The organism is Sphingobacterium sp. UBA3519, from assembly GCF_002377215.1.
Taxonomy (GTDB): domain Bacteria; phylum Bacteroidota; class Bacteroidia; order Sphingobacteriales; family Sphingobacteriaceae; genus Sphingobacterium; species Sphingobacterium multivorum.
The window spans coordinates 185,318-198,580 of the sequence record NZ_DFPI01000001.1 but is presented as its reverse complement, the minus strand read 5'-3'; the positions used below and the strand labels follow the sequence as shown (position 1 = coordinate 198,580).

The window sequence follows — 13,263 nt, the reverse complement described above, 5'->3', positions numbered from 1 at the left end:
TTCGGACTACCAAAGTTATCATTTAAACTATAATCTTTGCAATCATCAAGAAAAAATAATCGCGTTGAATACTCAATCCCAATGGTCATTAAGCAAAATAGACCTGACTTTCGCATAAAAATTAGCAATAATATGGAAACAAAACCACAATGGACGCAGGAAGAAGTTGTTGCTTTATACAACAAACCAATAATGGATCTTCTTTATGAAGCGGCATCGATACATCGGAAATATCACGACCCCAATAAAGTACAAGTGTCCACATTGATCTCAATAAAAACAGGTGGCTGTCCCGAAGACTGTGCCTATTGTCCACAGGCCGCACGTTACCATACGAATGTAAAAGCGGAAGGCCTAATGAGCCTAGAGCAGGTAAAGGAGCAGGCACTGGCGGCCAAAGCGGGCGGTAGCTCACGAATCTGTATGGGGGCCGCCTGGCGTAATGTTAAAGATGGCCCTGAGTTTGATCATGTACTGGAGATGGTCCGCACATTGAATAGACTTGACATGGAAGTCTGCTGCACACTAGGTATGCTGACCGAAAACCAGGCACATCGTCTTTCAGAAGCCGGACTATACGCCTACAACCACAACCTCGACTCCTCTGCCGACTACTATAAGGAAATTATCTCGACCAGAAGCTATGATGATCGCCTGCAAACGATCGAAAATGTACGTAAAACCAACATAACGGTATGTAGCGGTGGTATTATTGGGATGGGAGAAAGTATCGCCGACCGTGCAGCGATGTTGGTCACGCTTGCTTCGCTCATTCCACAACCCGAATCGGTACCGATCAATGCACTCGTTCCTGTACCCGGTACTCCAATGGAGGTCATGGAAGCAGTTTCGATATGGGAAATGGTACGCATGGTCGCTACAGCCCGAATTTTATTACCCACCACACAGGTTCGCCTTTCTGCAGGGCGTACCAACATGAGTACAGAGGGACAAGCTTTATGCTTTTTCGCAGGAGCCAATTCGATTTTCTCGGGCGACAAACTCCTCACCACGCCCAATCCCGCTATCAACGAAGATATGGATATGTTTAAAACACTGGGGTTAGTGGCACAGCAGCCTTTCGAGAAAAAAAATCAACCCGAAACCATCGCAACGGAGATGGCGCATTACCATGATCTTGATGAAAGACCAAGATGGTCAAGACCAGAACATAAAATCCAGCGTAACATCGCTAAACAGCAAGACAAATAACAAACCCTATGCAGCAAACCATAATGGAAGGAAAAGAAATCAACCAACACGACCTTATCGATGATTTTGACAGAGCGCATTTATGGCATCCGTATACAACCATGACTAATCCCTTACCTGCCTACAAGGTTAAACGGGCAGATGGCTGTATAATCGAGTTGGAAAATGGGCAGCAACTTATCGATGGTATGTCCTCTTGGTGGTGCGCCATCCATGGCTACAATCATCCCGTCCTGAACGCTTCGGTCACAGCACAGCTCAGCAGCATGTCACACATGATGTTTGGCGGACTTACACACGAACCAGCAATTGCCCTCGGTAAAATACTGCTTGATATCACCCCTGCTTCACTCAACAAAATATTTTATGCCGATTCGGGTTCTGTTGCAGTGGAAGTTGCGCTTAAAATGGCTACTCAATACTGGGTATCACAAAAAAAGACCAATAAAACAAACTTTGTCACGATTCGTTCGGGATACCATGGCGATACCTGGAACGCGATGTCGGTCTGTGATCCCATTACTGGCATGCACCGCATCTTTGACCATGCTTTACCCAAACGCTATTTTGCCCCTGCCCCAAAAATAGGATTTGATCAGGAATGGGATGCCAATGATATTCAACCCTTAGCAGACCTGATCTGCTCGCATAAGGACGAACTGGCCGCTCTCATCCTCGAACCTATCGTTCAGGGAGCCGGTGGTATGCGTTTTTATCATCCGGAGTACTTGCGTCAGGCAGCACATCTTTGCAAAGAAAATCAACTGCTATTAATCTTTGATGAAATTGCTACCGGATTTGGACGCACGGGAAAGCTCTTTGCCTGGGAGCATGCCGGAATAGTGCCCGATATCATGTGTATCGGTAAGGCTCTGACCGGAGGTTATATGACGCTATCAGCCGTGATCACTTCAGATCAGGTTGCAACTACAATCTCCAACGGTAAACCGGGTACATTTATGCATGGGCCAACTTTTATGGCCAACCCCTTGGCTTGCGCTGTAGCCCACGCTTCTATCAAATTACTGTTGGCAACGGACTGGAAAGCGAAAGTAACATTAATCGAGCAACAATTGAGACGGGAACTTAGCGCTGCTACAATGCTGCCCCAAGTTGAGGAGCTCAGAATTTTAGGTGCAATTGCAGTTATCGAGATGAAAAACTCCGTCGATCTATCCCGCATACAACAGCGGTTTATCGAAGAAGGAATTTGGGTTAGGCCATTCGGAAAACTGATTTATATCATGCCCCCTTTTATCATAAACGAAGGCGAGCTACACAAGTTAACACAGGCATTACTAGCCGTAATCAGCACAATCCAATGAGTGAAAACAGTTTAATCCAGCGCATTGAAGACGAATTATTTACCCTTGAAAAACAAGGGAATATACGAAAACTCCCCCTTACCACACAGCAGGGTAAAGCAGAACAGGAGTATGTTAACGCGCATCACAACCTCTCTTCTAACGATTATCTTGGCCTGGCAACAGATCAGATACTTCGTCAAGAATTCCTAAACTCGGTGACAAAGGATAATGCGGTATTCAGTGCTTCCTCTTCACGTCTACTCACAGGAAACCATGCAGGCTATACGCAATTGGAAACAACGCTGTGCCGTATGTTTGGCACGGAGAGTGCATTGGTCTTTAACAGTGGCTATCATATGAATGTAGGCATACTTCCTGCAGTGTGTGATACACAGACACTAATTCTCGCCGATAAGGGCATCCACGCAAGCCTAATTGATGGCATCCGACTGTCCAATGCGGCCTGCTACAGGTACCGCCATTCCGATTACACCCACTTAACGCAATTATTGGCAAAATATGCCCATCGCTTCACACGCATCATCATCGTCACAGAAAGTATTTTTAGTATGGATGGTGATTGCACTGACCTCCATTATCTGGTCAGTCTAAAACAGCGTTACCCCAACACCTTACTCTATGTCGATGAAGCGCACGCCGTAGGGGTACGCGGAATACGGGGGCTTGGCTGCGCAGAAGAACAGCACTGTATTACCGACATTGATTTCCTGACAGGCACCTTCGGAAAAGCGCTAGCATCGCTTGGTGGATACCTGCTCTGTAAAGAACCCATCCGGAATTATTTGATCAATAAGGCTCGTACGCTAGTTTTTACAACCGCGCTACCACCGATCAACCTTTTATGGACCGCGTTTATTCTGGAACGCTTAAGCGACTTCACTGACCGGCGCCAACAGCTGCACAAAAATAGCCTATTGCTTCAACAGCAAATAATTGCCAAAGGCTTTAATTCTCCGTCAGAGAGCCATATTCTACCAGTCATTATCGGTGATAATAAGGAAACGATACTGAAAGCAGAAGACCTGCAGCGAAAGGGATTTTACGTACTTCCCATACGTCCGCCGACAGTACCAGAAGGAACTTCAAGAATCCGGCTTTCATTGACAGCAACAATGACCTCGGCCATGATCAAACAACTCGCAGCAAGCTTATGATACTTAAAAGAATCTCCCCTAAACGGGTCACTTCAGCCGATAATTTCCCAAGGCAGTATCTTCACCCAAAATCCAACGAAAAACTGCTTTTATTTTTTGCAGGCTGGGGCATGGATGAACAGCCTTTTTTGCACTACTCTCCTGTGGGCAAAGATCTTATTGTTGCCTATAGCTATACGGATTTACTGTTGGACGAAAGTCTGCTCGCAGGATACCGGGAAATTGAGGTTTTCGCCTGGTCTATGGGGGTATGGGCAGCAGCAACGGTACTGCCCGAGCTCCAAAACAGCAATTACCCCATCAGTACGTGTACCGCAATCAATGGAACACCATTTCCAATAGATGACGAAAAAGGAATTCCAGCCCAGTTATTCAAAGGAACATTGGATACACTGAGCGATAAAACACTGGAAAAATTCAGATTCCGCATGTGTGGCTCTAAGGACCTTTTTAACTACTTTCTTGAGAGAGCCCCCCAATGGGACATCGAAGACCTCCGTTCTGAGCTCATCGCCATTGAAAAAACCGCAAGTACAAAATCACCAACAGCATTTCAATGGCATCAGGCATATATCGGTAAAGAAGACCGAATCTTCCACGTAGAAAATCAAAAACGTGCCTGGTCCGATACCGCATATACGATAATTGACGCTACGCATTATCCCGAACAATTATTTAAGCACCTTTTAAAATGATCATCATGATTGACAAACAAAGGATTATGGCCCGTTTTTCTAAAGCTGCGCGGAACTATCAGTCGGCAGCGACTGCTCAGTACGAAATAGCAAAAAAAATGATCAGCTTAATGCAGGAGTACATACCGCTCAGACCGCAAAAAGTATTGGAAATTGGCTGCGGCACAGGACTTTTTTCGCGGTTGATGCTACAGCATCTCAAACCTCAAAAAATGGTTTTAAATGATATCTGTCCAGCAATGATGCCCGAAGTAATGGATATTTTGACCTCGCCGCACACGTTCAGCTGTGCTGATGCAGAAACCTATGCTTTTCCCAAAGATATCGATCTAATCGCTTCCTGCTCTACGATTCAGTGGTTCAACAATCCCCGCGCTTTCTTTGAGAACTGTTATGTATCGCTACCGAACTCGGGTATCCTTGCCTTCAGTACTTTTGGTCATGACAATATGCACGAGATCAATGCTACTGCAGATGTTGGACTAAGCTATCGATCTAAATCCGAACTTATCGCCGAACTTTTAACATTGAATTATACGATCCTCGTTGCACAAGAAGAACATTTACAACTATACTTTGAAAGCCCTTTACAAGTTCTGCTCCACCTGAAGCAAACGGGAGTGACGGGAATAAAAAATCACCGGTGGACAAAAGGCACGCTCCGGGCTTTCTGCGACCAGTATACTGCTCGTTACGGGACAGAAAAAGGCGTATCGCTAACCTACCATCCCATCTATATTATTGCAAAAAAAAACATCAGCTGAACACGCCAATCACCAACAATCGGACAACCAACAAAAGAAACATAGCAATGAATGAAAATATCTATTTTGTTTCCGGCATAGACACCGGGATCGGAAAAAGTTATGCTACTGGCCTCCTCGCGAAACAATGGAATACAAGTGGTATACGCACCATTACTCAAAAGCTGGTACAAACTGGAAATACAGCTATTTCCGAAGATATCGCCCTGCATCGCCAACTCATGGAAATCCCATTAACGGTGGAAGATCATCAAAAAATCACCATGCCGGAGATTTTCACCTACCCGGCCTCCCCGCATCTGGCAGCGCGCCTAGATAATCGTGAAATTGATTTTACCAAGATCAGACAGGCAAGCTTGACATTAAGCCATCGCTACGATGCTGTGCTTATTGAGGGCGCAGGTGGATTGATGGTTCCATTAAAAGAAGATTATCTGATTATTGATTACATCCAAGAAATGCAATATCCTCTTATTTTTGTCACATCGGGAAAATTAGGGAGTATCAATCATACCTTACTAAGTCTGAAAGCTATCGCCAAGCGCAAGATCAATCTACACACCCTGGTTTACAACACGTTCCCCGTTCATAAAGACCGCACCATAAGTTCTGATACGGAATTATATCTTCGTCGTTATATAGAAAAACACCATCCGGAGGCCTTATTTGTCCGCCTGTAAATAAGGTCAACCGGATACGATTGTTAGACCGATAGAGCAACAGCAGGTAGACCAGTCAAAAAGAATTGGCCGCCATTCCTGCGGAAACAAGTATAGGTTATGCTAATAATGGATCAGTTGTACACTCGACACCTGTTTCCAATCGCCCTGCGAGCTGAATGAGGAAGCTGCTGTCTTCCTTGAGTCGTACAGCAATATCATACCAATTCCCTTGCCTTTCAACATCGAGGATCAATGGCACTTCTTCGGCGGGAGCGATTTCTTTCGTTACGGCATATTTTCCATAGCTAAGGCTCTCGACAACTACGGTTACCCGCTGGTCGCTATTGTTCCCGAGTTTCAATTGCAATTTTCCTGTTGCCGCCTGAGTCAGCGCTTTGAGCTCCGGAGAAACGGTTGCCGCTAGCGCCACAGCTCCTTTCTGTCCAGAAAATTTTCGATAAAAACCATTTGGACCATGTAATTCAAAAGCATAGCGGTCTCCTGCAAATCGTGCCAGGTCCCACTGATATGTCAAACGATCACCGGCCTTCACCGCAAAATTCCAATTGCGGTAGGTTTCACTTTGCCCCTGTTCATCACGATATTCCAACGGACTATACACGTTGAAAGCTGTACCGGAAGTCTTTTTTCCGAAAAACTTGTTGTCTACAGTCATCGCCAGATGAAACTGTCCATCTTTCACATAGCCCACCGCATCATGCGCATAAGGCAATTGCAGGGATTTACGAATCCCCCGCTCCTGTATTCGGTCAAATCCCGGAATCCATCCGTTTTTAGTTGCTAGATCAGGATCTTTGACCTCAACAAAGCCTTGTGGATCATCTTTGAACTGCGCATTGTATATCGTTTCGATATATTGATTCCGATCAAGAAAAGGAAGTTGTTCCTTTTGCTGCGTAAAAGGTGTAAAGGCGCTTGTTAAATCACCACAGATTGTTCTACGCCATGCACTGATGTTTTCCAAATGCAGATTCTTGTTCAGCTTTTTATTAAAGAAAGATTCCAAAAATTGCAAAGTAGAGGTATGATCAAATACCTGAGAGCAGACCTTACCACCGCGCGACCAAGGCGACGCAATATACATGGGAACACGAAAACCTAGGCCCACAGCCCCTTCGCGTGCCTGTTTTTTAGGAATCCCCTGTTTTAGCTCATTTTCTAAACGAACCATCTCCACCTCCGTATCGATCCCTGGAGAACAGGCACCTGTATCTTTCTTTTTTAAATCTGGCACCAGAAAAGGTTTAACATGGTCGTAGTAACCATCGTTTTCATCATAGGTAATGATAAAAATTGTTTTTTTCCAAACTTCGGGGTTCTTCGTTAAGATATCTAAGACTTCAGATACATACCAAGCTCCATACCAGGGCGCACTCGGGTGGTCCGAAAAATTCTGCGGACCGGCCAACCAGGATACGGCAGGCAGTTTCCCGGTATCAACGTCTTTACGGAATTGATAAAGAATATCTCCTTTAGGGACTTCCAGCGTGCTTTTTTTTCCCTGTGTCTTAAAACGTAAGGTATCAAGCGATCTGTAATTTTTATCCCCCTTGTTTACCGTAAACGCCCGCTCATTTAATGATTTCGTAAAATCACTTAGCTTGTTATAATTGTTTGCATTGAATTCCTTTAGTTCGGTCTCAGCTCGCTCCAGTGCTTCACTTTTTTTGCGAATATCAGCGCGTATCTTTTCTGCTTGTTCCTCGGAAGAAGGTGACTTCTCTTCCAACTTGGAAATCTGCATGGGCAAATCCCGAACCTGTGTTTCCAGGCTTCTGATATAGTTCTCCTTAAATTTAACTTGATAAGCCTGAAAAAACTCCAGTAGATTACACCCAAAATTGGATAACCATGCTCTTTCCTGTCCAGAAAAACCTCCGCCACAGCTGGTCTCATTTTGATAGAAACGCCAGTTAATGCCGTTCTTTTCAAGCAATTCCGGAAAAGTTGCCCAGGTCATTTTACCATAGCCAAAGTCATCGTTCCGAATATTCACTTTTTGCAGACCATCTTTCATCTCTGTAATCTTACCCGTCCAGAAAAAGGAACGGTTAGGCGTCGTGCTTGTCATGCCCGAGCAAAAATTCTGGTCACATACTGTAAAAGCATCCGCTAAGGCATAATGAAAAGGTAGATCTTCCCGTGTAAAGTATCCCAATGTCAGTGGCATCGCCGCATATTGTTTATTCCCTGATTGCTTCGATAACAGCCAATGATCGTAACGTCCTCGGTTAAAGGCATCCACCTGGCTTGCTCGACTATGTGGAAGCGAACCCATCCAGGTCACTTTACTTTCTTTCAGATTTAATCGAAAAGGAGCATAAGTTTTTCCCGCTTTATCCGTTTGATACCAGACGGGTAAACCGTTTGGTAAACGTATCGAACGGGGATCATTAAACCCCCGAACTCCCGAAAGACTACCTAGCGTATGGTCAAAGGAGCGGTTCTCCTGCATCAGGATGACAATATGCTCGGCATCTAAAAAACTGCTTCCTGGGGCAGGGTCTATCGCAAAGGCTTTCTGGATCGATGCGGGCATAAAGCTGGCAATACCTGCTGCTCCCGAAAATAGTAGGGTCTTTCGTAGGAATTCTCTTCTGCTTTCCATAACACTTATTTATAATTTCGATTTGAATCTACTTAGATTTCTTTTTGTTTCATATTTCTTCGTGTAAATCTTATGTTACCAAATTAAGTACGAAGAAAACATCTCCTTGATTGGATGACAAAAATTTGTTTATTTTTACGAAAAGACAACAGATATACATATGGTGGACATTTTGCTGCTCGAAGACGACAAGGTACTCTCTAAGGAGATCCGATCTTTTCTGTTAAGCCAGGGTTTTACCTGTGATCAAGCCTTTGACGGTATTGAGTTTTTGGCCAAAACGCACCAGAAAAAATATGGTTTTTATCTATTGGATATCAACGTGCCCAAAATCAATGGACTGGAGATCTGTAAAAAGATAAGAAGCCATGACGCCTTTACACCAATTATTATTCTCTCAGCATACGACGATATAGATGATAAAAAGGAGGCATTTCTCCGGGCCGCGGATGACTATTTGGTCAAACCTTTTGTTTTAGATGAGTTACTGATGCGGATCTATTCATTGCTGCGTCGACAACAACATAGCGAAAGCAATGAAACAAAAACATGGGTAGTCGATGATCTGATCATTTATCCTGATGAGGCTCGTGTACTACGTGCAAATGAAGAAATTAATCTTACTCAAAAAGAATTTCAACTGCTGCTTATCTTAGCGCAGGCAAAGGGCCGCACCTTATCCAAGCAACATATTTCGGAGGAAGTATGGCAAAACCAATTTCAAACAACACAGAATACAATTGAAGTCTATATCAACTTTTTGCGTAAGAAGATTGATAAAAACTTTGAAAATAAACTAATCCATACAAGACCTGGATTTGGTTATTACCTATCGGCAGAAAAATGAATTTAAAAAAGAAGATAGCGATTAGCTTTAGTATTGCATTCTCCGTGCTTTTCGGTATGGCGATGTTGATTATCTACTATGCTAGTTTCGATTTTCGGAAAGATCAATTTCGCCAGCGACTGATTGATAAATTGGATAATATCTCCCATTACATCGCCAGTAATCCTTATTTCAACCGTCAGTCTTACAAAAACTATTTCCACGATGACGAAGATGGCCTCTTCTATGAAGATGTGATCATCCTTGACAAAAACAAACAACTGGTCTTCAGCACCGTAAAGGATCAGACCATTACCTGGAATGCCTCGATTGTCAATCGGCTAAATCAGGAAAAACAGATTTTCTACTATCAGGATCAATACGAAACCTTGGCCAAATATTACCGCATCAACGGTTTACCTTATTATATTATCGTAAAAGCACAGGATTACTCCGGGAATGAAAAAATGGATCATCTGGCGCTCGTCCTAACCATATTATTTGTACTGAGCGCTGTGCTGGTCTGGATATTCAGTTATAACCTTATCCAACGTTTATTGATCCCACTCGATAAATTAAAAGATAATATCACCCAGATCAATGCCAGCAAACTGACCAAACCTGTCGAGTATACCGGTAAAACAGATGAGATTGCTGTACTAACCCGAGCATTTAACACCATGCTGCTACGGCTTTCGGCTGCTTTCGAATCGCAGAAAGAATTTAATTCCAGCGCCTCTCATGAATTGCGAACACCGCTTGCCCGAATGTCCTTCCAGCTGGAGAACCTTTATCATCAGAATCAGTTGAGCGAAGAAGTAAGGCAGGTATTGCGTAATATATCCAAAGAAACCTTACATCTTTCGGAGGTAACCGATTCGTTGATGTTACTTTCAAAATTCGACTCCGAGCGTTTGAAAATGACTTATGCGGAGGAAAGAATTGATGAAATTATCTTTACGGCTTATGAAAAGGTAGCCAAGGTATTCCCCGACCTACAACTGGATTTTTCAATTGGCGGAATCGAAGATCCCAAACTGAGTATTTTCTGTTCTGCTCAATTGATTGAAATCGCTTTTGTGAACTTATTTAAAAATGCCGCGCTTTATTCCGATACCAAGGAGGTAAAAGTAATGATTGTAGAATCAACGTGGGAACTTAAAGTGCTTGTCAGCAATACTGGCCCGGCCTTGAGTACAATCGACCAAAAACGAATTTTTGATGCATTCAGCCGCGGTGAAAACGCGAGTGAAACAACAGGATCGGGCTTAGGACTACGTATCGTTCAGCGTATCATGCAGTCGCATCAAGCAACAATAGCATATCAGGCGGACCTAAAACAATCTACGCATACTTTTGTATTACTATTTAAATTGTTTCCTAACCGGGAAGTATAGTTGCTTAAGTGCGGTAGACAATGTCAAGTCTATGAGCAATAAACGCATATATTATTATACCTATCCATAGCTATCCGCCGATCTGAAAAACATGCTTTTTTAAGCTTTTTTTAAGCATTTATTAAGGGGTCTTTAATCTTCGACCAGTTATTTTGTTACATAAGTTTTGAAACACATGACAAAGACACCCCTTATATTTTTATTGCTTTGCAATAGCATGGCTTTTGCTCAACAAAAACCACCACAGGCAGATTACTTGAGCATTCATGAAAGTACATTTGGAATAAAGCAAAGTGAGATCTCGGGAAAAAAGATGACGCTTCAAGAATGCGAAGAAGCCTTTATTAAAAGTAATCTCTCCCTACTCGCACAGCAATATGATATCAGCCAAGCCGAGGCTGACGCCATACAAGCCAAAATATGGGATCTACCACAATTGCAGCTATCGGCCAATGCTTACGACCCACAGAACAAAAAAGCATTTCATATTGGTCAATCCAAGGAAGCAAGCGTATCCCAATTGATTTATCTCGGTGGAAAAAAGAAGAATGAAGTTGAATTTGCTAAATCAAATGTTGAACTTGCTAAGTTGCAATTCAGTCAATTACTGGCAAGCCTTCGTGCGCAACTGCGTACAACCTTCTACTCCCTTTACTTTGAGCAACATAAGTTGGCCGATATTAAAATTCAGTTGGATTACCTCAACAATCTGCTTGCGGCTTATAAAGAGCAAGGAAAAAAAGGAAACGTTTCTTTAAAAGATCAGGTTCGTCTTCAAACAATGGCCATCGATCTCAACAACGAAAAAACGACAGCGATCAATAATAGCATCAATCTACAGCAACAATTACGTGTGCTTATTTCCAGTCAGGAAGATGTATTACCAAAGTTAACAGATCAAGAAGCAGATCAGGAACTTGCCGTAAAGCCAACAATGCCTTTGGAAAACATCTACCAATTGGCCTTGGAAAACAATGCTGATTATCAATTTGCCTTGAAGACCTCGGAAAGCGCACAGTTATTTACCAGATGGCAACAGTCTTTAAACACACCGGATATCAACCTTGGCCTTTCCTACAGCCAAAATGGAGGTGTATTCCGCAATGAGCTCAATTTCACAGCCGCCATTCCGATCCCGTTGTGGAAACAAAATAAAGGAAATGTGATCAAAGCGAAATACGCCGAAGAAGAGGCAAAGAAAAATATTGAAGTCCAACGGCAGCTGCTGGAATCACAGATCCGTTCCAACTATCAGTCCTGGGAAAATCAATATACCCAATATTTTACTATCACACCAGACGACCTGCATAACATCGCTGTGGTCTATGATGGCATATTCAATAATTTTAAAAAAGGGAATATTTCTCTAGTTGAGTTCACGGATTTTATGGACAGCTATCGCATATCCATTCTTAAGCTATACGATATGAAAAAGGAAATCATTCTCAACGCCGAACAATTAAACTACCTGGCTCAAACTTCTATATTTAATTCAACTCATGTCAACTAAAAAACTTCTTATAGCCGCTGTGGCAGTAGTACTACTTTACTCTTGCCAAAATCATAAAGAAACAGATAATGCAGCCATTGTCAAAGGTTTCGAAATTAGTGAGACGATGCTTAAATCGACAAGTTTTGCTACGGTAAAAAAAGAAAATGTGACCGAAGAACTCAACTTCTTTGGAAAGATATCGGCCGATCAAAACAATTACATTGATATTTTCCCGCTCGTTGGGGGGAATGTGGTCTCCGTTAATGTTTCTCTGGGTGATTATGTCCATAAAGGTCAGGTATTGGCAACAATCAGAAGTACGGAAGTTGCCGGTATACAAAAGGATCTTTCCGATGCCAGAACCGATGTGTTACTCGCCGAGAAAAACTACCGTGTGGCCGAAGACATGTATAATGGTAAACTGAGTACAGACAAAGACATGATGGAAGCAAAGGGGCAATTAACCAAAGCCAAAGAGCAACTACGTCGTTCAGAGGCCGTCAGTCAGATCTACAATGTGCGTACAGGTAATATTTATTCGGTCGTATCTCCAATCGATGGCTACATCGTCCAAAAGAACATCAATAAGGACATGCAGTTGCGTAGTGACCGCAGCGACAACATCTTTGATGTGGCCAATACAAAAGATGTATGGGCAATTCTTAACGTCAACGAAACGGATATCGACAAGATTAGTATGGGCATGCCGGCTATTGTGTCTACCCTGAGCTACCCGGACAAAAAATTCCAGGGCAGTATTGATAAAATCTTTAAGATCATCGATCCCCAAACGAATTCAATGCAGGCACGCGTGGTGCTAGACAATAAGGATGGTTTACTTATTCCGGATAGTAAAGCGACCATTAAAGTGTTGCATCGCTCCAATACGGAAGCGCTTGCAGTTCCTTCTGATGCGGTCATTTTCGATCAAAACAAATATTTCGTATTGATCTATAAATCCCAAAATGATATTAAGATTCGCGAAATATTGCCGATCAAACAAAACGAAGGAACAACTTACATGGCTACGGGGCTACAGGAAGGTGAAAAAGTTGTTGTCAACAATAAACTTTTGATCTATAGAGCATTGAATAATTAATCGGT

General features: G+C 42.9%; 11 protein-coding genes. 10 read left to right on the top strand and 1 reads right to left on the bottom strand.

Features of this window, described 5'->3' with window-relative positions; all coding sequences use genetic code 11:
• The first annotated feature begins 132 nt into the window (after window positions 1–132).
• Genes bioB through bioD form a run of 6 tightly spaced genes read left to right on the top strand, consistent with a single transcriptional unit; the run spans window position 133 to window position 5,833 of the window.
• Complete coding sequence (bioB, locus tag B3297_RS00850) at window positions 133–1,212, top strand: biotin synthase BioB (protein ID WP_070565843.1); 1,080 nt, start codon at window positions 133–135, stop codon at window positions 1,210–1,212.
• An 8-nt stretch (window positions 1,213–1,220) separates the two neighbouring features.
• A complete protein-coding gene (gene bioA, locus B3297_RS00845; RefSeq protein ID WP_083295922.1) occupies window positions 1,221–2,537 on the top strand; it encodes an adenosylmethionine--8-amino-7-oxononanoate transaminase in 1,317 nt (438 codons plus the stop codon).
• A complete protein-coding gene (locus B3297_RS00840; protein WP_070565787.1) occupies window positions 2,534–3,694 on the top strand; it encodes an 8-amino-7-oxononanoate synthase in 1,161 nt (386 codons plus the stop codon). The genes bioA and B3297_RS00840 overlap by 4 nt, the downstream gene beginning before the upstream one ends.
• Window positions 3,691–4,389, top strand: a complete 699-nt coding sequence (locus B3297_RS00835) for a DUF452 family protein (RefSeq protein WP_070565785.1) — start codon at window positions 3,691–3,693, stop codon at window positions 4,387–4,389. Before B3297_RS00840 ends, B3297_RS00835 begins: the two co-directional genes overlap by 4 nt.
• Window positions 4,390–4,394: 5 nt before the next feature.
• Window positions 4,395–5,153, top strand: coding sequence for a malonyl-ACP O-methyltransferase BioC (gene bioC, locus B3297_RS00830; RefSeq protein WP_070565839.1), 759 nt, complete (start codon window positions 4,395–4,397; stop codon window positions 5,151–5,153).
• A 47-nt stretch (window positions 5,154–5,200) separates the two neighbouring features.
• Window positions 5,201–5,833, top strand: coding sequence for a dethiobiotin synthase (gene bioD, locus B3297_RS00825; RefSeq protein WP_286778272.1), 633 nt, complete (start codon window positions 5,201–5,203; stop codon window positions 5,831–5,833).
• Between the two features lie 97 nt (window positions 5,834–5,930).
• Here bioD and B3297_RS00820 read toward each other — a convergent pair whose 3' ends face one another.
• Window positions 5,931–8,444, bottom strand: a complete 2,514-nt coding sequence (locus B3297_RS00820; RefSeq protein WP_201638581.1) for a phosphocholine-specific phospholipase C — start codon at window positions 8,442–8,444, stop codon at window positions 5,931–5,933.
• Window positions 8,445–8,604: 160 nt separating this feature from the next.
• Here B3297_RS00820 and B3297_RS00815 point away from each other — a divergent pair, with 160 nt between their 5' ends.
• The 4 genes from B3297_RS00815 (at window position 8,605) to B3297_RS00800 (ending at window position 13,258) form a co-directional block, all read left to right on the top strand.
• The gene (locus B3297_RS00815) at window positions 8,605–9,291 is read left to right on the top strand and encodes a response regulator transcription factor (protein ID WP_204990845.1); all 687 of its coding nucleotides are present in this window, start codon (window positions 8,605–8,607) and stop codon (window positions 9,289–9,291) included.
• Window positions 9,288–10,667, top strand: coding sequence for a HAMP domain-containing sensor histidine kinase (locus tag B3297_RS00810; RefSeq protein WP_070562859.1), 1,380 nt, complete (start codon window positions 9,288–9,290; stop codon window positions 10,665–10,667). Before B3297_RS00815 ends, B3297_RS00810 begins: the two co-directional genes overlap by 4 nt.
• Window positions 10,668–10,842: 175 nt before the next feature.
• Window positions 10,843–12,177, top strand: a complete 1,335-nt coding sequence (locus B3297_RS00805) for a TolC family protein (protein WP_286778271.1) — start codon at window positions 10,843–10,845, stop codon at window positions 12,175–12,177.
• Between the two features lie 19 nt (window positions 12,178–12,196).
• Window positions 12,197–13,258, top strand: a complete 1,062-nt coding sequence (locus tag B3297_RS00800) for an efflux RND transporter periplasmic adaptor subunit (protein WP_201638577.1) — start codon at window positions 12,197–12,199, stop codon at window positions 13,256–13,258.
• Window positions 13,259–13,263 lie beyond the last annotated feature (5 nt).

Bases quoted from the DNA above. Each gene is read 5' to 3' on its own strand.
- bioD (WP_286778272.1), top strand. From the start codon at position 5,201: ATGAATGAAAATATCTATTTTGTTTCCGGCATAGACACCGGGATCGGA.
- B3297_RS00810 (WP_070562859.1), top strand. From the start codon at position 9,288: ATGAATTTAAAAAAGAAGATAGCGATTAGCTTTAGTATTGCATTCTCC.
- bioC (WP_070565839.1), top strand. From the start codon at position 4,395: ATGATTGACAAACAAAGGATTATGGCCCGTTTTTCTAAAGCTGCGCGG.
- B3297_RS00840 (WP_070565787.1), top strand. From the start codon at position 2,534: ATGAGTGAAAACAGTTTAATCCAGCGCATTGAAGACGAATTATTTACC.
- bioB (WP_070565843.1), top strand. From the start codon at position 133: ATGGAAACAAAACCACAATGGACGCAGGAAGAAGTTGTTGCTTTATAC.
- B3297_RS00815 (WP_204990845.1), top strand. From the start codon at position 8,605: ATGGTGGACATTTTGCTGCTCGAAGACGACAAGGTACTCTCTAAGGAG.
- B3297_RS00805 (WP_286778271.1), top strand. From the start codon at position 10,843: ATGACAAAGACACCCCTTATATTTTTATTGCTTTGCAATAGCATGGCT.
- B3297_RS00820 (WP_201638581.1), bottom strand. From the start codon at position 8,444: ATGGAAAGCAGAAGAGAATTCCTACGAAAGACCCTACTATTTTCGGGA.
- B3297_RS00835 (WP_070565785.1), top strand. From the start codon at position 3,691: ATGATACTTAAAAGAATCTCCCCTAAACGGGTCACTTCAGCCGATAAT.
- bioA (WP_083295922.1), top strand. From the start codon at position 1,221: ATGCAGCAAACCATAATGGAAGGAAAAGAAATCAACCAACACGACCTT.